Genomic DNA, 21,062 nt, shown 5'->3' on the forward strand with positions numbered 1-21,062 from the left:
CTTCCACAAAGGAGATGATCGGATGTCTGTTGTTCCCATGCGGCTTCTCACCGTGGCCGGTCCTCTGGAGCAGTTTGACGCGGTGGCCGCTTCCTGCGTGCTCGACCAGGAATTCCACCCGGAAAACGCCCTCTCTCTCATGGAGCGGGTGGGGCATTTGCGGCCCTTTGCCTACTCCAATCCCTATGCCGCTCCCCTGCGGCGGGCCGAGGAGCTGCTGGACGCACTGGGCCTCTCCCCCGCCTATGAGCCCTTTGACGAGCCCTTGGATCTGGAGGCGATCTCCGGCTACTTCGACACGCTGGAACAGACGCTGGACACGCTGACCAGCCGGAAGAGCCGGCAGGCCGAGCTCTTGGAGGAGGACCGCAGCATCGCGCTGGAGCTGGAGCACCTGCGCGGTCTCTCCACCCAGCTGGAACAGCTGTGGCACCTGGACTTCATCCGCTTCCGGTACGGCTATCTCCCGCGGGAGACCTACGACAGCTTTCAGTCCGCGCTCAATGAGCACGAGGAGCTCTTCTTCATCCCCACCAATGTGGAGGCCCGCCGGGTCTATGGCATCTACTTCACCGCGCGGGAGGGCCACGAAAAGGTAGACGCCCTCTTTACCTCCCTCCACTTTGTCCGCATCCACCTGGACCCAGCGGTCCACGGTACGCCCGAGGAGGCCATTGACGAACTCACGGCCCTGGCCGCCAAGGCCTCGGACAAGCTGCGCACCCTCGAGGAGGAGCGGGACGCCTTTGCCGCCCGGGAGTGCGCCCACCTGCGTTCGGTCTGCTCCGCGCTGCGCTACCACAGTGAGCTCTATGATCTGCGCCGCTACGCCGCCCACTCCCGGGAGAGCTTCTATCTCATGGGCTGGGTGCCGGTAGACGGGCTGGACGCGGTGATGAAGGCCCTCTCCGCCTTTCCCGAGTGCTCCTGTGTGGTGGACCGGGCCGATGAACAGACGGCTTCCGTCAAGCCCCCCACCAAGCTGCGCAACTGTTTCCTGGGCCGGATCTTCCGCCCCTTCCTGGAGATGTACGGCCTGCCGGCCTATCATGAGCTGGATCCCTCGGTCTTTCTGGCCCTCACCTACTGCCTGTTTTTCGGTATCATGTTCGGTGATCTGGGACAGGGCCTGGGTCTGGCGCTGATCGGTCTCATTCTGGCCAAGTGGAAGGGGATGTGGCTTGGCAACATCATCGCCCTGTGCGGCCTGTCCGGTGCCCTCTTCGGCTGCGTATACGGCAGCGTATTCGGCTTTGAAGATCTGCTCCCCGGCTTCAAGATTCTGGAGGAGAGCAGCCTGCTCCCCGGCTCCAGCAACGTGCTGGTGCTCCTGCTCTGCTCGGTGGGCCTGGGTGTGTGTATGCTGCTGCTGGTGATGGGCCTGAACATCTATAACGGCATCCGGCAGCGGGACATGGAGAAGATCTTTTTCGGTCCCAACGGGGTAGCGGGCATTCTCTTCTACGTGGGACTCATCGTGGCCGCCCTCTCTACTCTGGTCTTTGGAGTAAACCTCTTTGTCCCGGCCTATGTGCTGCCCGTCCTGATCCTGCCGCTGGTCTGCATCCTGCTGCGGGAGCCCCTCTCGCTGCTGTGCTCCGGCGACCCGGCCTGGAAGGAGAACAAGTTGGGGGAGGTCCTGAGCATCGGCCTCTTTGAGCTCTTTGAGACCCTGCTCTCCTATCTCACCAACACCCTCTCCTTCCTGCGGATCGGGGCCTATGCCATCACCCACGTGGGCCTCATGATGGTGGTCCATATGCTGGCCGGCTCGGATCTCAACCCGGTGGTCATCGTACTGGGCAATCTCTTCGTCATGGGCTTTGAGGGCCTTCTGGTGGGTATCCAGGTGCTCCGTCTGGAGTTCTATGAGCTCTTCGGCCGCTTCTATGAGGACGGAGGCATCCCCTTCCGTCCCAAAAAGATTCAGTACACCGCCCGCAGCGGCGAGGAATAAATTTGTGGAGGCATCTCACATGAAATATCTGATTGTTCTCTTTGCCAGCCTGACTATGTTTTCCCCTCTCTTTCTCACCGGAATCCGCCGCTACACCGGCCAAAAGGCCCGGCGGGCCCTGGGGGCCAACATCGCGTCCTTCTTCGCCTGCCTGATCCTGGCCACCGTGCTGGGCTTTGGCGGCAGCGCTTCCGCCGTGGGAGAGAGCGCCGCCGCGGCGGCTGGGGGACTTGCCGAGGGACTCAAGTACATCGGCGCGGCCCTGGCCGTTGGCCTGTCCGGCATCGGCGGCGGCATCGCCGTGGCCGCGGCCGCCTCTTCCGCGCTGGGCGCCATCTCGGAGAATGAGAAGGCCTTTGGTAAGGCGCTGATCTTCGTGGGCCTGGCCGAGGGCGTGGCTCTGTACGGCCTGATCGTGGCCCTGCTGCTCCTGTTCGCCTAAGCGGCAAAGGGGGCCTTTTACCGTGAAATACTTTGTGATCACCGACAGTACGGACACCCAGGTGGGTCTCCGCCTGGCCGGCATCGAGGGCGTGGTGGTCCGGGACGCCGAGGCCGCTGGGAAGGCCATCCGGGAGGCGTCGGCCGACCCTGAGATCGGGGTACTCCTCATCACCGAGGGCCTGGCCGCCCTGTGTGAGGAGCTCATCGCGCCCATGAAGCTCACCGCCCACCGTCCCCTGGTGGTGGAGATTCCAGACCGGCACAGCCTGGGACGCGCCAGCGATTCCATCACCCGCTACATCCGGGAGGCCATCGGCGTAAAGCTCTGATCCCTCCCGTTACCTTGATCCATGGAGGACTCCACTATGCCAGAACTATCCGAAAAACTGGACCGCTTTACCGCTCTGCTCCTCTCCCAGGCCGCCGCGGAGAATGAGCACACCATGCAGGAGCTGAAAGAAAAGCATGATGCCGCCCTCTCCAGCGCCGAGGATCAGATCCTGCTGGAGGCCTATACTTACATCCACGGCGAGGTCTCCCGCATCCGCAGCGAGCAGGGCCGCAAGGTCTCCCGCCATCTGCTGGAGAGCAAGCAGGCCCTCTACCGCCGGCGGGAGGAGATCGCCGGGGAGGTTTTTTCCCTGGTACGGGAGCGCATCGGCGCCTTTACCGCCACACCTGCTTACGCCGACCAGCTCCGCGTCCGCCTGCAGGAGGCCGCCGCCCAGCTGGAGCGTGCAGAGGATCTGGTGCTCTATCTCCGGAGCGCGGACCTCTCTCTGGGCGGGCAGCTGCGGGAGGCCCTGCCCGGCCGGAGCCTGGACATCCGTCCGGGTCCCTTTGCCCTGGGCGGCCTGATCCTGGAATCGGCCTCCCTACACCTGCGTCTGGACGCCTCCTATGACACTGCCATGGAGGAGCTGAGCGGTCATTTTGCCAGTCTGGTGGGGCTCTCCCTGGCCGCTCCGGCCGATGAGATTCCGGAGGAAGGGGGTGCGCAGGCATGAGCTATACGATCTACGGTATCAACGGCCCCGTCGTCACGGTGCGTGGCGGCCGGGGGCTGGCCATGATGGACATGGTCCGGGTGGGCGACATGGGCCTGATCGGCGAAGTGGTGGGCGTGGAAGGCGACACCACCACCGTACAGGTCTATGAGGACACCGCCGGACTGATCCCCGGTCAACCGGTGACCAGTCTGGGGGCTCCCATGTCCATCACCCTGGGCCCCGGCCTGCTCAACAACATCTTTGACGGCATCGCCCGGCCCCTCAAGGTCATGGAGGAGCGGAGCGGTCCCTTTCTGGACCGTGGGCTGGACATCCCCACCCTGGACCCGGACCGCCGGTGGGAGACCACCGTTCTGGTCCGGGAGGGCGACCAACTCAAAGCGGGAGACTGCTATGCCCAGTGTCCCGAGACCACCCTCATCACCCACCGCTGTCTGGTGCCCGCCGGGCTCTCCGGCCGAGTGACACATGCCGCCCCAAATGGCTCCTACACCGTGGCGGATGCGCTGATCGAGCTCACCGATGACCGAGGGACAGTCCACACCCTCCGCCTGGCCCAGAGCTGGCCCATCCGCACCCCCCGCCCCATGGGAGAGCGGCTTCCCATCCACCGCCCCCTCATCACGGGACAGCGCATCATCGACACCCTCTTCCCCATCGGCAAGGGGGGCGCCGCCGCCATTCCCGGTCCCTTCGGCGCCGGCAAAACCATGACCCAGCACCAGCTGGCCAAGTGGTCCGACGCCGACATCATCGTCTATCTGGGCTGCGGTGAGCGCGGCAACGAGATGACCCAGGCCCTGGAGGAGTTCTCCGAGCTGCTGGACCCCAAGAGCCAGCAGCCTCTGATGAACCGGACCATTCTCATCGCCAACACCTCCAATATGCCCGTGGCCGCCCGGGAGGCATCGGTTTATACCGGCATGACCATCGCCGAGTACTACCGGGATATGGGCTACCACGTGGCACTCATGGCCGACTCCACCTCCCGCTGGGCCGAGGCCCTGCGGGAGATCTCCGGCCGGCTGGAGGAGATGCCCGCGGAGGAGGGCTTCCCTGCCTATCTCGCCTCCCGCCTGGCCGAATTTTATGAGCGGGCGGGCTATGTCCGCACGCTGGAGGGCAAGGAGGGAAGCGTCACGGTCATCGGCGCCGTCTCCCCTCAGGGCGGCGACTTCTCCGAGCCCGTCACCCAGAATACCAAGCGGTATGTGCGCACCTTCTGGGGATTGGACCGGGCCCTGGCCTACGGGCGGCACTTCCCCTCCATCAACTGGCTCACCTCCTACTCCGAGTACATCGCCGATCTGAAGCCCTGGTATGACCAGCAGGTCAGTCCCCGCTTCATGGCCGACCGGCAGCGGATCTTCACCCTGCTCCAGGAGGAGGACCAGCTTCTGGAGATCGTCAAGCTCATCGGCGCCGACGTCCTCCCGGAGGAGCAGAAACTGACCCTGGAGACCGCCCGGCTCATCCGGGTGGGCTTCCTGCAGCAAAACGCCTACAACCAGATCGACACTTACGTGCCGCTGGAAAAGCAGTTTCAGATGATGGAGGTCATTCTGGCCCTCTACGACGGGGCAAAGCCCCTGCTGGAGCGGGCCATCCCCCTCTCTCAGATCAAGGCTACCGGGATCTTTGCATCCCTGAGCAAGATCAAATACGAGGTCCCCAACGACACGCCCCAGCGCTTTGAGGGCTATCATGAGGCCATCCGCGCCGCCCTGCGCCAGGTGGATGAGGCCAACCGGTGACCCACCGAATCATGTCAGGAGCTGATACACCATGAGACTGGAATATATGGGGCTCTCGGAGCTCTCCGGTTCCCTCATCGCACTGGAGGGCGTGTCAGGCGTGGCCTACGACGAGACCGCCGAGATCACCCTGCCCGACGGGAAGCGCCGGGCGGGCCGGGTCATCCGCCTGGAGGGGGATAAGGCCATCCTCCAGGTCTTCGAGGGCACTCGTGGGCTCTCCCTGGACAATGCCCGCACCCACTTCACCGGGGAGCCTGTAAAGCTCCCCCTCTCCACCGAGATGCTGGGCCGGATCTTTGACGGCGCGGGCCGGCCCATCGACGGCCTGGGGGAGCTCTACCCGGAAGAGCGCCGGGACATCAACGGCTCGGCCATCAACCCGGTCTCCCGGCACTATCCCCGGGACTGCATCGAGACCGGCATCTCGGCCATCGACTGCAATATGACCCTGATCCGGGGGCAGAAGCTGCCCATCTTCTCCGGCTCAGGCATGAAGCACAACGAGCTGGCCGCCCAGATCGTGCGCCAGGCACGAGTGGGCGAGGAGCGCAACTTCGCCATCGTCTTTGCCGCCATGGGCGTGAAGAACGATACCGCCGAATTTTTCCGCCGCAGCTTTGAGGAGGCCGGCGCCCTCCAGCGGGTGGTCATGTTCCGCAACCTGGCCTCCGACCCCATTATCGAGCGGATCCTCACCCCCCGCTGTGCCCTCACGGCGGCGGAATATCTGGCCTTCGACAAGGGATACCATGTGCTGGTCATCCTCACGGATATGACCTCCTACTGCGAGGCGGTGCGCGAGTTCTCCTCCTCCAAGGGAGAGATCCCCTCCCGAAAGGGCTTTCCCGCCTACCTCTACTCGGATCTGGCCTCCCTCTATGAGCGGGCCGGCATGATCCGGGGCCGCCCCGGCTCGGTGACTCAGGTCCCCATCCTCACCATGCCCAACGACGACATCACCCACCCCATCCCCGATCTGACCGGATACATCACCGAGGGGCAGATCGTGCTGGACCGGGATCTGGACCAGAAGGGCCTCTATCCGCCGGTCTCCATTCTCCCCTCCCTCTCCCGCCTGATGAAGGACGGCATCGGCGAGGGCTTTACCCGGGCCGACCACCCCGCCCTCTCCAACCAGCTCTTTGCCTCCTATTCCAAGGTGCAGGACGCCCGGAGTCTGGCCAGCGTCATTGGCGAGGACGAGCTCTCCGAGACCGACCGGCAGTACCTGACCTTCGGCCGGGCGCTCGAGCAGCTCTTCATCCGGCAGAACCCCCTCCAGCGCCGCACCATCCCGGAGACCCTGGATCTGGGCTGGAAGCTCCTCACCATTCTGCCCCGGAGCGAGCTGGACCGGGTGGACGACGCCACCCTCCAGGCCCACTATGTGGAGGGGGCCTATCAGAGCCTCCTCTCCGATCTCCCACAGTAATTCTCTCTGGAACGGAAGTGACCTCCTATGTCCGCCATTCTCCCAACCAAAGGTGCCCTGATGGCCGCCAAGCGCTCCCGGGCGCTGGCCGCCACCGGGTATGAGCTCATGGATCGCAAGCGCAACATCCTGATCCGGGAGATGATGTCTCTCATGGATACCGCCAAAGAGGTCCAGACCCAGATCGACACGGTCTTTGCCGGAGCCTATGCCGCCTTACAGCACGCCAATGTAAAGCTGGGCATCTGTGATAAGATCGCCGAGGCCGTGGAGGTGGACCAGACACTGGAGATCCAGTACCGCTCCATTATGGGGGTGGAGCTTCCCCACCTGCCCGACCGCTCCCCGCCCCCCAAGCCGGACTACGGCTTTGCCTCCACCAGCTCGGCGCTGGACAACGCCTTTATCCAGTTTCACCAGGTCAAGGACCTCATCCGGCAGCTGGCCGAGGTGGAGACCTCCATCTACCGTCTGGCGGTGGCCATCCGCAAGACCCAGAAGCGGGCCAACGCTCTGGAGCACATCGTGATCCCGGACTTTGACCGCACCATCCGCACCATCACCGACGCCCTGGAGGAAAAGGAGCGGGAGGAGTTTGTCCGCCTGAAGGTCATCAAGCGAAACAAAACGTCTCCAAAATAACAAGAGCGGACCTGTTGCAAAAAGCCCTCGGCAGAGTTTTGCCGCCCGCAGACGGCAAAAGAAAGTCCAAATCTGTTTTTTCCGAGGACATGCGCCTCGGAAAAAACACTGCTCAGCCCACAAGCGTGCGCGCTTTGCGCGTGCGACGCCGGGGGCTGCATCCCCTCTCAAAAATGCCTGCATTTTTGAGAAGCGTGTCGAAGTGGTTCGACACGCGAAATGCCGCCCGGTCCCATGCGGGACCGGGCGGCATTTTTTAATAGGTATGGTCACAGATCTCACGGATCTTGGCCTGAAGGGCTTTGAGATCGGCAAAGGTCTCGGGCCGCTTGCGGGGGTCCCGCAGCAGCGCCGCCGGGTGGTACAGGGCGGTCATCTGCACGCCCGCCTTCTCAAACCACTGCCCATGCTCCCGGGTGATCTTGAAATCCTCCTTGATGAGCTTCATGGCCGCAATCCGCCCCAGACAGACGATGATCTTGGGCCGAATCAAGGCCACCTGGTTGCGGAGATAGCCGATACAGGCCTCCTGCTCCGCTGCCAGCGGGTCCCGGTTTCCCGGGGGACGGCATTTTACCATATTGCCAATGAAGATCTTGGAGCGGTCCAGCTCGATCATGGCCAGCATCTCGTCCAGAAATTTTCCGCCACGCCCCACAAAGGGACGGCCGGTGAGGTCCTCCTGTTCGCCGGGCCCCTCGCCGATGAACATGACTTCCGCATTCTGAGCGCCCTCGCCAAACACCACATTGTGCCGGGTCTCGCACAGGGGGCAGTTCCGGCAGGACATACAGGCCTCATACAGTTCATTCCACGACTTCATTCTTTCCCTCCTCTCGGTATTCTTCCGGGAAGGAAAACGCAGCTTCTCCTTCCGTCGACGGCTTTCATTGTACCATATCTCCCCGCGCTTGCATACATCCCAGATGCAGAAAGGTCCGCACCCGTGGATGGGTACGGACCTTCCCGCAAGAAGAAAGAGGAATGGGGATGTTCTCACTGGTTTCAACACTCTGCCGCGGCGTTTCCGCAGGCTTTTGTTCCAAATTCATTGTAGAAGCTTTCAAGGAGGAAGTCAAGCCTCCCCCGACGCTTGCCATACAAAACCGTCCGGATGGTTTTCCGTATTTCATTTTTCCCATTTTGGTGCTAATCGTTTGGTTCCTTCTCTTTCCCTGCCATGGTCTGCACATTTCGTTTTTCATCTAAGTTTCGATTGGCCCCATCGCAATTATAAATCCCGAAAACTCCTCATATCTCCCGTGTCAGGGCAATTTTTCTACTCTAACCTTAAACTTTTATCTGTTCTAAGCGCTTCGTCACCCTGCTGAATCTGATTTCCGCTCCCTGCCGGGAAGGTGCTTTCCTCCGTCACCCGCCCGGCAGATTCCAGCTACCACATGTCCCAGCAGCAGCAAAGCGATCAGGTTGGGCAGAGCCATCAGCCCGTTGAACAGGTCCGCCAGGTTCCAGACCAGGTCTACCCGCAGCCCGGAACCTGCCACCAGGGCGGCCAGCACCACCCAGGTATAAATCAGCACGCCGCGCCGTCCAAAGAGGGATTCCACATTCTGCTCCCCAAAGAAATACCACCCCACCACCGTGGAAAATCCAAAGAGCAGCATACAGATGGCTACAAATCCTTTTCCGGCCTGGCCAAAGGCCCGCTGGAAGGCCAACTGGGCCAGTGCAGTCCCCTCCAGTCCGCTTCCCAGGACGCCGGTCGTGAGCAGGACCAGTGCGGTCAAGGTCAAAATCACAAAGGTGGATACGAATACGCCCAGCATGGCCACGATTCCCTGTTCCTCCGGGCGCTTTACTTTTGCCTGCGCGTGGGCGTGGGGTGTGGAACCGAGTCCCGCCTCATTGGAAAAGAGTCCCCGCGCCACGCCATAGCGGATGGTCTCCCGCAGGGTCAGTCCCGCCGCGCCCCCTGCCACCGCCTGGGGCCGGAAGGCCCCCACAAAGATCGAGCGCACGGCCTCCGGGAGTTCTGTACGGTTGAGCACCAGAATGGCCGCACACCCGGCCACATAGATCCCTGCCATCAGAGGCACCAGTTTTTCGGTCACAGAGGCCACCCGGCCTACTCCGCCCAGAAAGACAAAGGCAGAGACCGCCGCCACACCAATCCCCACCGCCAGTGTTGGAATGTGGAAGGCATGCTGAAAGGCGCCCGCAATGGAGTTGGACTGCACCATATTTCCCATAATTCCCAGTGCCAAAATCAGGAGGACAGAGAAGATCCCCGCCAGGATACGCCCCACCCTGCCCCGCACGGCTGCGCGAATGTAGTAGGCCGGTCCCCCCAATACCGATCCGTCCGGACGGACAGAGCGGTAGGTCTGCGCCAGTACGGCTTCGGCATAGATGGTCGCCATGCCAAAAAAGCCGGAGACCCACATCCAGAAGATTGCCCCTGGTCCTCCGGCCGCCAGAGCCGTAGCACAGCCGGTGATGTTCCCCGTCCCCACCTGGGCCGCAATGGCAGTGGTCAGCGCCTGAAAGGGACTCATGCCTCGGGAACGTTCTGTCCCGCTTTTCCGGCGCAGTCCGGCCGTCAGTGTTCGAACCCCCATGCCCAGTTTCCGCACCTGTACCAGACGCAGCCGCAGGGTAAAATAGATTCCCACGGCCAACAACACATACAACAGCACATGATTCCAGAGCCACTGGCTCACTGTCCCCAGTATGGTCGCTGCATCCACACCCATCCGCTCCTTTATCCGTCGACTCGTATGGACCAGTTTCCCCGTTTGTCCACGGATTTATCCACCCGGAAAAGGAGCTCTGTGGAAAAACATACGGCGCGGGATAATTCCCGCGCCGTACAAAAGAGCGATGCATCAGCAATTACTTTTTCAGAACATGCTCCTCTTCCATGCCCTTGGTGATCCGTACCACAACGCCGGACAGGCAGATCAGAGCAATCAGGTTGGGCAGAGCCATCACCGCGTTGAAGAAGTCGGCCAGGTTCCACACCAGGTCCACCTTCAGCAGAGAGCCAACAAAGACACACAGGATCACGATGATGGAGTAGACATTGACCGCCTTCTGACCAAAGAGGTACTTGATGTTCTGCTCGCCGAAGAAGTACCAACCAATGATGGTGGAGAAGGCAAAGAACAGCAGGCAGATGGCCACAAATATGTTGCCGAAGCTGCCAAAGACCGTGGAGAACGCGGACTGAGCCAGAGAGGCCGCAGTGCTGTCGTCGCCGATCATGTTGGGGGTAACCACACCGCTGGTGAGGATAACCAGCGCGGTGAGGGTCAGAACGATAAAGGTATCGATGAAGACACAGACGATCGCGATATGGCCCTGATCGCGGGGATCCTTCACCTTGGCCATCGCATGGGCATGGGGAGTGGAGCCGAGGCCGGCCTCATTGGAGAACAGACCGCGGGCTACGCCGTAGCGCATAGCAGTCATCATACCAACGCCGACGCCGCCGCCCAGAACTGCCTGGGGATCAAAGGCGCCCACAAAGATCTGACGGAACACCTCGGGCACAGCCGTGATATGAGCACCGATCACGATCAGGCTGCCCACCAGGTAGAAGATAGCCATAATGGGGACCAGCTTCTCGGTCACAGAGGCGATGCGCTTCACGCCGCCCATAAAGATAAAGCCAGCCAGCACGGCCACGACGACGCCAACCACAGGCTTGGGAACGCCGAAAGCAGTCTCAAAGGAGCTGCTGATGGAGTTGGACTGCACCATGTTGCCCATCAGGCCAAGGGCCAGGATGATGGCAATCGCGAAGAAGCCAGCCAGGAACTTTCCAAAGCCGCCCTGGAAACGGGCGCGGATGTAATACACAGGACCGCCGATGACCTGTCCGTCGGGGCCACGGGTCTTATACTTCTGGGCCAGCACAGCCTCTGCATAGATCGTGGACATACCGAGGAAAGCCGCGACCCAAACCCAGAACACTGCGCCGGGACCGCCCAGCAGGATGGCCGTAGCACAGCCCACCACGTTACCGGTGCCGACCTGAGCCGCCACGGAAGTAGCTGCCGCCTGGAAGGAGCTCATGCCGTCCTTATCGGCCTTTTTACCGGAAAGACTGAATCCTCCGAACATCTCGCGCCAGCCGGCGCCGAATTTGCGGATCTGAATAAAACCGAGCCGAACGGTGAACAGGATGCCGGTAAATACCAGTACATAGAGCAGTACGCTGTTCCAGACAAAATTACTGGCCGCACTTACGATAGCCGCTAATTGATCCATAGATATTCATCCTTTCTCTCCACACGGAATCGTTCCTGATGTCCCCCGGCCACACACCTGCCGGGGTGCCTTGCATCGCGCGCCCTTTCACCCCCTGTTTTTATGGGTTCTCGTCAACATATGCACAGTCGGAACCATGCATACCGCATTCCGAACCATGCTGTCATCAAAAAAGCCGGCCCCTGTGACGGGTCCGGCTTTGCAGAGCGCATTCCAACCAATGACATACTGCCGATGCACTCTACTCTGTCCTTTTGCCTGAGAGATCAGTGCTTACGCACCTTACACCTTTGGCCCCCGTCGCTGAGATTCTCCAGAGTTTGTGCCGCTACTTTGTCCATATACCACGAACACTTCCATTTTTCTGTCTTGTGAAAAATTAAATAAAAGACGGACAAAAGAAGCGGCCATCTCTATGCACTTTTTTGATGTGCCCCTATCATAGCCCTTTTTTTCGCTTTCGTCAAGCCATAATCTGGAATAGCTAGGATGAAATTCTCATTTCTATGGCTTTTTTCCAAAAAAATACTTGGCAGTTTAGTCATTTCCAACACTCTTCATATGTCTTCGATGTAAAAACATATATAGAATTTCTTCTCCCGGAACAACACAGCAGGGGCGCCGTCTCCAATAGACGGCGCCCCTGCCTTCCGGTTGTGATATTCTTATGCGTTTACCTTGGCCAACGCCGCTTCCAGATCGGCCAGGATATCGTTGATATCCTCAATGCCCACCGAGAAGCGGACCAGATCCGGGGACACCCCGGCCGCATACAGCTCCTGATCGTTCATCTGCCGGTGGGTGGTGGAGGCGGGATGCAGTACGCAGGTCTTGGCATCGGCCACATGGGTGGCGATGGAGGCCAGATTCAGCCCTGCCATAAAGGTCTCGGCCGCCTCGCGTCCGCCCTTGACACCAAAGGAAACCACACCGCACACCCCGTTGGGGAGATACTTCTGGGCCAGCCCGTGATACGGATCGCCCTCCAGGCCGGGATAGCGGACCCACGCCACCTTTTCGTGCTTCTGCAGATACTGGGCCACGGCCAGGGCATTGGCGCAGTGGCGGGGGACCCGCAGGTGGAGCGTCTCCAGTCCCACATTCAGGAGATAGGAGTTCATGGGCGCCGGAACGGAGCCGAAGTCGCGCATGAGCTGAACGGTGGCCTTCGTGATATAGGCCCCTGCCACTCCAAACCGCTCCGTGTAGGTCACGCCGTGGTAGCTCTCGTCCGGCGTGCACAGTCCGGGGAATTTGTCGGGATACCGGGTCCAGTCAAAGGCGCCGGAGTCCACGATGGCTCCGCCCACCGCATTGGCATGGCCGTCCATATACTTGGTGGTGGAGTGGGTGACAATATCGGCCCCATATTCGAAAGGCCGGCAGTTGATAGGCGTGGCAAAGGTGTTGTCCACGATGAGGGGCACGCCGTGGGCGTGTGCTGCCGCGGCAAACTTCTCAAAATCCAGCACGGCCAGGGCGGGGTTGGCAATCGTCTCGCCGAATACCGCCTTGGTGTTGGGCCGGAAAGCGGCCTCCAGCTCCTCGGGCGTGCAGTCGGGCTCCACAAAGGTAAACTCAATGCCCATGCGCTTCATGGTCACTGCAAACAGATTGTATGTTCCGCCATAGATGGCCGTAGAGGAGACCACATGGTCTCCGCAGGAACAGATGTTGAAGATTGCGTAGAAGTTGGCGGCCTGTCCCGAAGAAGTGAGCATCGCGGCGCTCCCCCCTTCCAGTGCACAGATCTTTGCTGCCACACTGTCATTGGTGGGATTTTGAAGCCGGGTATAGAAGTACCCGCTGGCCTCCAGATCAAACAGCTTTCCCATAGCCTCGCCCGTCTCATAGCGGAAGGTAGTGGACTGAATGATGGGGATATTGCGGGGTTCTCCGTTTCCGGGGCGGTATCCCGCATGGATGCACTGGGTATTGGGACGCTGCTGGCTCATATTGGGTCTTCCTTTCTATGGCGCGGTTGGCTGGCGCAAAGTTGTTTTATATAGTACGCTAGCGTATTGAATTTGTCAACTATTTTTCCAGAGACAGATCCGGCTTAAGGGCCTGATTAAGCCCGTTGGGCAGCTGCGCCGGCTGTCCGTCTGCCCGCAGCTGGACGGTACGCACCGTATCCACATTGCCCGCCATGGTGTTCACAATGGCGTATACCGTCAGGCGCAGCTGCTCCTCATCCTGTGCCAGCGCCTCCAGCACATCGGCGGGGAGGTTCACATAGCAGACCCCATCCTCTACGATCACGCCCAGCAGCTCTGTCTCAGCCGGAAGTACGGGGGTCATTGTGTCATAGCTGGGGCCCTGGATCAGCGCCTCCATCACCACCGCGCTCAGCGTGTCCTCCTCGGTGAGCAGCAGCCGCCGGTATTCCACGCCCAATCCGGTCCCATCGGCCCGGGGGAACCAGAGGGTGGCCGTCATTTCCATGGGCTCTCCCTCCGTGCCCAGAAGGATGACATCCTCAGGGCGCAGATTCTCCCCGGTGGTCAGCGGATTCTGCTCTCCCTCAATGGTCACATGGATGGAATCCACCCCCTCCACCTGGCAGAGGGTCAGCGCCAGGCAGTAATTGGCCAGGGTCAGATCAATGCCGGAGAGCCCCTCATAGGCCTCGGAGAAATCCAGATCCAGCTTCCCATCATTCAGCTCCCAGCTCCGTACCTCCAGTCCCTTGGGGAAGGGGGAGGTCAGCTCCATGGTCTCAGGTCCCGCCAGAAGACGGGCCAGCAATTCCTGGATCAGCGGCTCCTTGCCCTGGGCGTGCCAAAACTCGCCCCCTACTGCCGCCCCGCTCTCGTCATTCTCGGCCACAAAATAGATCTCATATGGATGCTCTGTGTCTTTGTCCTGGCTCTTGCCCATGCCGCAGCCGGCCAGAGTCAGAAACGCCAGCACGAGAGGCAGCATTCGTTTTCTCATTCCGCTCCCTCCTCTTCTCCGTGCCAGCGAGGAAAGCACACCTCAAAGCAGGTGCCCTCCGGCTCCCGCCGGCGTGCCTCCACCGTGCCGCCGTTCTGAAGCACGGTATCCCGCACGATGGACAGCCCCAGACCGGTTCCGCCGGCCGCCCGGGAGCGCGCCTTATCCACTCGGTAAAAGCGATCAAAAATCTTGGGCAGGTCTTCCTCTGGGATGCCCACCCCCGTGTCCTCCACCCGCAGGACCACCCAGTCGCCGTCCCCGGGGCGCTTTCCCCGGCGCAGCTGCAAACAGACAAAGACGCTTCCGCCCGGCAGGTTATACTTGACGGCGTTTTCCATGAGGTTAAAGGCGATCTGATAGAGGTCGTCCTCTGTGGCCAGGACGGTACAGCCCTCGATCAGATCCATGTGCACCGACACATTCACCGCACCGGCCAGGGGCAGGAGCATATGCTCCACCCGGAGCAGCACCTGTTTCACATCCACCGGCCCCACCGCTCTGGGGGGCGCGGTATCCATTCGGGTCAGCGTGAGCAGCTTTTCCGTGATACGGGTCAGCCGCTCGGCCTCATTTCCAATGTCGGTGACAAATTCCCGCACTGTCTCCTCATCCATCCCATCGTTCTGAAGGATGGAGTCGGTCAGCAGACGGATGGAGGCCAGGGGGGTCTTGAGCTCGTGGGAGGCATCCGAGACAAAGCGCCGGCGGACCTCCTCCGTGGTCTGAAGCCGCCCGGTCAGCTCATTGAATTCATCGGCCAGCCGCGTGAGCTCATCCCCACCGCCAATGGTGACCCGATGGCTGTACTCGCCCTCCCGCACGGTGTGGATACCGCTCAGAAGCGCGGCGATCCGCCGGGTCACCGCAGTGGAGAACAGAATGCTGAATCCCAGGCCGGCGGCGCATACCACCAGGGAGATATTGCGCAGATTGCTCTGAAAGTCCAGCAGCATCTCGGCCTGCTCTTTATCGTACTCATAGAGATAGACGGCCCCCTGGGTCATCCCCCGGTAGAGGATGGGGGCGGCCGCCCGGGTGCGGAAGGCCCCATCCCGATATTCCGACCGGAACACATCGTTTCCCTTTAAGGCGCTGACCACTTCCCATAAAAGGGCATAGTGGTCCATGGCATTGTCCACCTCACTGGTGTCGTATAGCACCTTACCCGCCGGGTCAGTCACCATCACCCGGTCTACGCCGGTGACGCCCAGCTTCGTGAGGTTGGCCTCCACGCCCTCAGCGGTCAGTCCCTCGCCGCCCGCCAGCGTGGAGGTGATGATATCCGCCTGCCGCCAGAGGGAGTCCTGCTTGGACTGAAAAACCAGATTTTGCGAGATCAAAATGGGATAAATATTCAAAAAGATCAGCAGCGCGGCAATGATGGCCCCGTAGCTGAGAATAAATTTACTTTGGAGGGAGCGCCAGAAGGGCACTCGTCTTCCGCTCTGCCAGGGCCGCTCCATCTGCGCCTGCCTCCTTTCCCAAACGCCGCATTCTCTCTGCCGGGCCGGATCAGCTGTTCTTCAGGTAGTAGCCCACGCCCCACTTGGTGAGGATATAGGCCGGGTGCGCCGGGTCCATCTCCAGCTTTTCCCGCAAGCGCCGGACATGGACATCCACGGTGCGGTAGTCCCCGGCATACTCATAGCCCCAGACCACATTGAGCAGACTCTCCCGGCTGTATACCCGGCCCGGGTTGCGCATCAGCAGCTCCATCAGATCAAACTCTTTTGCCGTGAGCTCCACAGACTCTTTTCCCTTCCAGACCGAACGCTCGTCGGGGTCCAGGGTGATGTGCCCCGCAAAGAGACGGCTTCCCCGCTCCTTCTGGGCCGTCATGCCCGCCCGGCGCAGCAGGGCCCGCACCCGTGCCTTCAGCTCCAGGATATTGAAGGGCTTGGTGATGTAGTCGTCCGCTCCGCACTCAAACCCCATGATCTTGTCGGCGTCCTCGCTCCGGGCTGTCAGCATAATGATGGGGACATTGGAAAACTCCCGAATCCGCATACAGGCCTGAAGCCCGTCGATCTTGGGCATCATCAGGTCCAAAATAATCAGGTCAAAGGCCCCTCCCCGGGCCAGCTCTACCGCACTCTCGCCGTCATAGGCGGTCTCAACCTGATACCCCTCGCTCTGGAGGTTGAATTTCATTCCTTTGACTAGTACCTTTTCGTCATCGACTACCAGTATTTTCAAGTCGTTTCCCTCCTTCATACCGTAATCCCATCGATCAGCCCCGCCAGAATCCCCTCGCCGATCCCCTTGACCCGGGTCAGCTCCTCAACGGTGCGAAAGGGTCCGTTGTTCTGGCGGTCCTCCACAATGGCCTGGGCCCGTTTCTTCCCAATGCCCGGAAGGGTCTCCAGTTCCTCTGCGGTGGCGGTATTGATGTTGATCTTCCCGGACGCCGTTTCCGGCCCCTCTTCTTCCGGCTCCGCCGCTGGAGCGGCACTCGGCGCCTCTGTCCCGACTGTCGGAGCCGTGCTGGGCACTTCCTGCTCCTGCGCAGCGGTTGGAATGGTTACCACCGCCGCGCTGCTCCGTTCCACCTCGACCCGTACCGGCGGCGCGTCGAGCGCGCCCCTTGCCAGCCACCCCGCAGAAAAGGCCAGAAAGACGGCGGTCAGAAACAGCACCGCCCCCTCCAGACGCGAAATCCGCATGGTTCTTTTGGCTCCTTTCCGTTGCGTGTGCGACACTTTTTTGCTATAATGATGGTTACATAATCTCATTTCGTTCGGCCCCATCTCTGGTGCCGGATGTTCTTATATACATTTATTGAGTATATCACAATTGCAAGGAGTTTCCTATGAAAAAAAATCGTCTCGCATCCTTCCTCCTGCTGGCCGGTCTGTTGGCCGGTCTGGTATTTCCGCTCTCCGCCGGGGCCACGGAGACCCAGCCGGTCCAGACACCCGCTCCTTCCGCCGCCCCCTCCTCCGTTCCCCAGCAGCAGAGTGCGCTCCTCGCCTCCATGCACATCGAAGGCACCGCCGCACTGCTGGTGGACGATGACACAGGTGAGGTGCTCTATGAGCAGAACGCCCACGGCAAGGTTTACCCCGCTTCCATCACCAAAGTGATGACCTGCCTGCTCACCCTGGAGTCCATCGCCCGGGGCGAACATCAGCTGGATGAGGTGGTCACTGTCGGTGACCAGGTCAATTACGGCATTGGCGCCGACGGCTCCACCGCCGGCATCAAGGCTGGAGAGCAGCTCACCATCCACGATCTGCTGGGCGCCGCCCTCATCCCCTCCGCCAACGAGGCCTGCAATGCCATGGCACAGCTGGTGGCCGGGGATGTAGAGAAGTTTGTGGATCTGATGAACCAGCGTGCACAGGAACTGGGCATGAACGACACCCATTTTGCCAACCCCCACGGCTATCATGATCCCGACCATTACACCTCTGCCTATGACATCTACCTCATGGCCCACGAGGCCATGAAGGACCCCACCTTCCGGGAACTGGTCAGCTCGGTAGACTACAAGATCCCCGCCACCAACCTCAGCGAAGCCCGTACCCTCCACTCCACCAACGGCCTGGTCTCCACCTGGCGGGTGCGGGATTACTGGTATGAGTATGCCACCGGCATCAAGACCGGCTCTACCCCGGAGGCGGGACACTGTCTGGTCTCCTCCGCCACCAAAAATGACCGCAACCTCATCGCTGTGGTGATGGGTGCGGCCAACTATACCGAGAACAAGGACGTCAACTATTTTACCGAGAGCAAGCGTCTGCTGGAGTTCGGTTTCAACAACTTCTCCCGCCAGACCATTCTGGATGGCAGCAGTCTGGACTTTCCCGAGGTGTCGGTCACTCTCTCCAAGACTGATTATGTGACCGTCCGGCCTGCCGGTTCCCTGTCGGCCACTCTGCCCAACGACATTGATCCCGCCGCCTTCCAGCGTGAGCTGGACCTGCCCGAGAGTGTGGAGGCCCCCGTTGAGGAAGGCCAGGTCCTGGGTACCGTGACCCTCACCTACAACGGTCAGGAGTACGGTAAAGTGGATCTGGTGGCCAACAGCTCTGTGGAGCGCTCCGAGCTCCTCTACCGGCTGGATCGGATCCAGAAATTCTTTGACCAGCTCTGGGTCCGCATCGTCCTGGTCGTGCTGGCTGTACTGCTGGTCTTCCTCTTCCTCCGTCATCTGATTACCGGCCGCAAGCGTTCCCGTTACGGCGGAAGCCGTGCCCGGGGCGGCCGTGGTTCTTCCCGTTATTCCGGCCGCAGACGGCGCTGAGCAAAGGCCCGTCCCCACTTAAATCCGTGGGGACGGGCCTTTTTATTTTGATATCCGTCCTCTGCTAGACAGGGGACGTCCTCTCTTTTGCGTGCGTGGTCCGCAACTCGTTGACGATGAGCGCAATTGCCTCAATCTGTGTATCCGTCAATCCGTCCACATTGATCGTGCGCTTTCCGGATGCCCCCAAAAGGTAATCCGTGCTGACTCCGAAGATCCGCGCCATGCAGATCAACACGTCATACGGAGGTAAATGCACACTGTTTTCATAAGAACTCACGACAGATTTGGAAACACCCAGCTGTTTTGCCAGTGCAATCTGTGACATTCCACGCTGTCCGCGCAGATGTTTGATCTTGGCTCCTATTTCAGGCAGGTACACATCCATCCCCCCTTATTCCTGTTATCTTTGACCATTGTATCGAATTCATGGACACGATAGCTGGAATAAATCCTGAAATACTTGACTCCACTTTTCAGACTGGGTATAATGGCTTCATCCTGCACCACTCTGGACTGTCCGCCGTCCACAGACGGACTTCATTTCAGCTCTGGCCGTCTGTCATCGCCCGCCGCAGCTGTTCCACCGCTCTCTTTTCGATCCGGGAGACCTGGACCTGGGACACCCCGAGCACCTGGGCGGTACGGTCCTGGGTGAAGGAGCGAAAATAGCGCAGAAGGATCACCTTCCGCTCCCGCTCGGGCAGACAGCGGATGGCTTCCCGCAGCGCCTCGCGCTCCACCACCTCCTCTTCAAATCCCGCGCCCCCCACCAGGCTCTCCAGCGTCAGGCCGTCTCCCGTCTCCATCTGGAGGGAGGCCACCGGCTGATTGGCCTCCTCTGCGGCGGCGATCTCTTCCGGCTCCAGTCCGGTCTCCTCCGCCAGCTCAGAGAGGGTGGGCTCCCGCCCCAGGGCAGCCGAGAGCCTGTCCCGGGCCTGGCGGACGCTTCCTCCCCGCTCCTTGAGTCCACGGCTGACCTTGAGGGTACCGTCATCCCGGAGAAAGCGCCGGATCTCTCCGGTGATCTTTGGCACGGCATAGGTGGAGAACTGGCAGCCAAAGGCCGGGTCAAATCCCCGCACCGCCTTTAAAAATCCCAGGCACCCCAGTTGGTACAGGTCCTCCGGGTCCACGCCCCGCCCGTAATAGCGGCGCACGATTCCCCAGATCAATCCCGCATTTCCCTCCAGGATGCGGGTACAGGCGTCGTTATCCCCCCTCCTTGCCTCCTCCAGCAGTTCAGGGGTATCGGCCACACTCATACCGGCAGGCCCACGCGGCGCGCAATCTGCTTTGAGAGCACCACCGTTGTTCCTTTCCCCGGGGTGGAGCGCACCCGTACCCGGTCCATAAAGCTCTCCATAATGGTAAAGCCCATGCCGGAGCGTTCTTCATTTCCGGTAGTGTAGAGAGGCTCTCTGGCCCGGTCCACATCCTCAATGCCGACGCCGTTGTCCTTCACCAGGATCTCCACCGTCTGATCTCCAAACAGGCGCAGGCGCAGTGTGATCTTTCCCAGTGTCTGCGGGTAGGCATGTACAATGGCGTTGGTAACCGCCTCGCTGACAGCGGTCTTGACATCATTCACCTCATCCAGCGTGGGATCCAGCTGGGCCACAAAACAGGCCGCAGCCGTGCGGGCAAAGCCCTCGTTGGCCGAGCGGCTGAGGAAGGTCATTACGACCTCATTTACCGGTTTTTGTCTCATATGTATCCCTCCCGGGGCGGGGATTTTTCCCGCCCGTCTCTGATTCAAAGGTCATCAGGCGCTCCAGTCCGGCGGTTTTGAGTACCTTCCACGCCTGCTCCGGCACCCCTGTCACCCGCACCGCCGCGCCGATCTCCGACGCCCGGCGATAGGCGCGCAGCAAAACCGCAATGCCGGAGCTGTCCATAAAGGTCACTCCGGACAGATCCAGGATCAGTTGACGGGGCAGGGCGGCTCCCACCGCCTGCTCCATCTCGGTCATGATGGTCCTGGCATGGTGGTGGTCCACCTCCCCGGTCACGTTCACCGTCAGTACGCGGCCTTCGCCCGTACAGATTACTGCCATAGCTTGTCCCTCCCCGGGAGGCCCGCGCCTCCTTGCCATAAAAAATGCTGTATACCAATTTTTGGTATACAGCGATTATATCTCATTCCGCCGCCGGAATTCGTCGAAGAGAGCACGAAAAGTCAATTCTGGCGATAGACCAACAGTTCTTCCACCTTGCAGTCCAGCACGAAGCACAGTCTTGCCAGAATATCCGCGTCGATCTTCTCCACTTCATTTTTATACCATTTGTCGATGACTTCATAGCGGGTATTGACCAGACGGGCCAGATGATTGCGGGTCAGCCCCCGCTCCTCCATCCGCTCCCGCAAACACAGTTCCACCCGCCCGTATGCTCTGACCCA

At 60.7% G+C, this 21,062-nt stretch carries 21 protein-coding genes and 1 riboswitch; of the genes, 8 read left to right on the plus strand and 13 right to left on the minus strand.

Going from position 1 to position 21,062, the window contains the following annotated elements:
* Positions 1 to 22 precede the first annotated feature (22 nt).
* From H8S34_RS12375 to H8S34_RS12405, 7 genes are read left to right on the plus strand one after another with little or no spacing between them, the layout of a single operon-like run.
* The gene (locus H8S34_RS12375) at positions 23 to 1,957 is read left to right on the plus strand and encodes a V-type ATP synthase subunit I (RefSeq protein WP_186964130.1); all 1,935 of its coding nucleotides are present in this window, start codon (positions 23 to 25) and stop codon (positions 1,955 to 1,957) included.
* A 19-nt stretch (positions 1,958 to 1,976) separates the two neighbouring features.
* Positions 1,977 to 2,399 carry an ATP synthase subunit C gene (locus tag H8S34_RS12380; RefSeq protein ID WP_186964131.1) on the plus strand — a complete coding sequence of 141 codons (423 nt, stop codon included), beginning with the start codon at positions 1,977 to 1,979 and terminating at the stop codon, positions 2,397 to 2,399.
* Between the two features lie 22 nt (positions 2,400 to 2,421).
* Positions 2,422 to 2,730: a V-type ATP synthase subunit F gene (locus H8S34_RS12385; protein ID WP_186964132.1), complete on the plus strand. Its 309-nt coding sequence runs from the start codon at positions 2,422 to 2,424 to the stop codon at positions 2,728 to 2,730.
* Positions 2,731 to 2,766: 36 nt separating this feature from the next.
* On the plus strand, positions 2,767 to 3,408 hold the full coding sequence (locus tag H8S34_RS12390; protein WP_186964133.1) for a V-type ATP synthase subunit E: 642 nt from the start codon (positions 2,767 to 2,769) through the stop codon (positions 3,406 to 3,408).
* On the plus strand, positions 3,405 to 5,165 hold the full coding sequence (locus tag H8S34_RS12395) for a V-type ATP synthase subunit A (protein WP_101691396.1): 1,761 nt from the start codon (positions 3,405 to 3,407) through the stop codon (positions 5,163 to 5,165). The genes H8S34_RS12390 and H8S34_RS12395 overlap by 4 nt, the downstream gene beginning before the upstream one ends.
* 31 nt (positions 5,166 to 5,196) lie before the next feature.
* The gene (locus H8S34_RS12400) at positions 5,197 to 6,600 is read left to right on the plus strand and encodes a V-type ATP synthase subunit B (RefSeq protein WP_186964134.1); all 1,404 of its coding nucleotides are present in this window, start codon (positions 5,197 to 5,199) and stop codon (positions 6,598 to 6,600) included.
* 27 nt (positions 6,601 to 6,627) lie between these two features.
* Complete coding sequence (locus tag H8S34_RS12405) at positions 6,628 to 7,242, plus strand: V-type ATP synthase subunit D (protein ID WP_101691398.1); 615 nt, start codon at positions 6,628 to 6,630, stop codon at positions 7,240 to 7,242.
* A gap of 256 nt (positions 7,243 to 7,498) precedes the next feature.
* Here H8S34_RS12405 and H8S34_RS12410 read toward each other — a convergent pair whose 3' ends face one another.
* The 8 genes from H8S34_RS12410 to H8S34_RS12445 all read right to left on the minus strand — a co-directional run bounded on the left by H8S34_RS12410 (position 7,499) and on the right by H8S34_RS12445 (position 17,078).
* The gene (locus H8S34_RS12410; protein ID WP_101691399.1) at positions 7,499 to 8,065 is read right to left on the minus strand and encodes a uracil-DNA glycosylase; all 567 of its coding nucleotides are present in this window, start codon (positions 8,063 to 8,065) and stop codon (positions 7,499 to 7,501) included.
* A gap of 496 nt (positions 8,066 to 8,561) precedes the next feature.
* On the minus strand, positions 8,562 to 9,950 hold the full coding sequence (locus H8S34_RS12415) for an alanine/glycine:cation symporter family protein (RefSeq protein ID WP_436277854.1): 1,389 nt from the start codon (positions 9,948 to 9,950) through the stop codon (positions 8,562 to 8,564).
* A 145-nt stretch (positions 9,951 to 10,095) separates the two neighbouring features.
* Positions 10,096 to 11,475 (minus strand): alanine/glycine:cation symporter family protein, encoded by a 1,380-nt coding sequence (locus H8S34_RS12420; RefSeq protein ID WP_186964136.1) that lies wholly within the window; start codon positions 11,473 to 11,475, stop codon positions 10,096 to 10,098.
* A gap of 236 nt (positions 11,476 to 11,711) precedes the next feature.
* Positions 11,712 to 11,802, minus strand: a riboswitch (glycine riboswitch).
* A gap of 338 nt (positions 11,803 to 12,140) precedes the next feature.
* Positions 12,141 to 13,430, minus strand: a complete 1,290-nt coding sequence (locus H8S34_RS12425) for an O-acetylhomoserine aminocarboxypropyltransferase/cysteine synthase family protein (RefSeq protein ID WP_186964137.1) — start codon at positions 13,428 to 13,430, stop codon at positions 12,141 to 12,143.
* Positions 13,431 to 13,509: 79 nt separating this feature from the next.
* Positions 13,510 to 14,412, minus strand: coding sequence for a GerMN domain-containing protein (locus tag H8S34_RS12430; protein WP_186964138.1), 903 nt, complete (start codon positions 14,410 to 14,412; stop codon positions 13,510 to 13,512).
* A complete protein-coding gene (locus tag H8S34_RS12435; RefSeq protein ID WP_186964139.1) occupies positions 14,409 to 15,878 on the minus strand; it encodes a sensor histidine kinase in 1,470 nt (489 codons plus the stop codon). The genes H8S34_RS12430 and H8S34_RS12435 overlap by 4 nt, the downstream gene beginning before the upstream one ends.
* Before the next feature lie 49 nt (positions 15,879 to 15,927).
* Positions 15,928 to 16,611 carry a response regulator transcription factor gene (locus H8S34_RS12440; protein WP_101691406.1) on the minus strand — a complete coding sequence of 228 codons (684 nt, stop codon included), beginning with the start codon at positions 16,609 to 16,611 and terminating at the stop codon, positions 15,928 to 15,930.
* Positions 16,612 to 16,625: 14 nt separating this feature from the next.
* Positions 16,626 to 17,078: a ComEA family DNA-binding protein gene (locus H8S34_RS12445; protein WP_186964141.1), complete on the minus strand. Its 453-nt coding sequence runs from the start codon at positions 17,076 to 17,078 to the stop codon at positions 16,626 to 16,628.
* A 146-nt stretch (positions 17,079 to 17,224) separates the two neighbouring features.
* Between H8S34_RS12445 and H8S34_RS12450 the strand changes: the two genes are divergently transcribed.
* Positions 17,225 to 18,661 (plus strand): D-alanyl-D-alanine carboxypeptidase family protein, encoded by a 1,437-nt coding sequence (locus H8S34_RS12450; protein WP_186964142.1) that lies wholly within the window; start codon positions 17,225 to 17,227, stop codon positions 18,659 to 18,661.
* Positions 18,662 to 18,725: 64 nt separating this feature from the next.
* Here the strand turns inward: H8S34_RS12450 and H8S34_RS12455 are convergent, their stop codons facing one another.
* The 5 genes from H8S34_RS12455 to H8S34_RS12475 form a co-directional block, all read right to left on the minus strand.
* The gene (locus H8S34_RS12455; RefSeq protein ID WP_101691409.1) at positions 18,726 to 19,049 is read right to left on the minus strand and encodes a helix-turn-helix domain-containing protein; all 324 of its coding nucleotides are present in this window, start codon (positions 19,047 to 19,049) and stop codon (positions 18,726 to 18,728) included.
* A 157-nt stretch (positions 19,050 to 19,206) separates the two neighbouring features.
* Positions 19,207 to 19,926 (minus strand): sigma-70 family RNA polymerase sigma factor, encoded by a 720-nt coding sequence (locus H8S34_RS12460; protein WP_186964143.1) that lies wholly within the window; start codon positions 19,924 to 19,926, stop codon positions 19,207 to 19,209.
* On the minus strand, positions 19,923 to 20,372 hold the full coding sequence (spoIIAB, locus tag H8S34_RS12465; RefSeq protein WP_101691411.1) for an anti-sigma F factor: 450 nt from the start codon (positions 20,370 to 20,372) through the stop codon (positions 19,923 to 19,925). The genes H8S34_RS12460 and spoIIAB overlap by 4 nt, the downstream gene beginning before the upstream one ends.
* Positions 20,350 to 20,718, minus strand: a complete 369-nt coding sequence (locus H8S34_RS12470; protein ID WP_101691412.1) for an STAS domain-containing protein — start codon at positions 20,716 to 20,718, stop codon at positions 20,350 to 20,352. Before H8S34_RS12470 ends, spoIIAB begins: the two co-directional genes overlap by 23 nt.
* A gap of 122 nt (positions 20,719 to 20,840) precedes the next feature.
* Positions 20,841 to 21,041, minus strand: coding sequence for a helix-turn-helix domain-containing protein (locus tag H8S34_RS12475; RefSeq protein WP_366485943.1), 201 nt, complete (start codon positions 21,039 to 21,041; stop codon positions 20,841 to 20,843).
* Between the last annotated feature and the right edge of the window lie 21 nt (positions 21,042 to 21,062).

Source organism: Pseudoflavonifractor hominis (assembly GCF_014288125.1).
GTDB lineage: Bacteria > Bacillota > Clostridia > Oscillospirales > Oscillospiraceae > Pseudoflavonifractor_A > Pseudoflavonifractor_A gallinarum.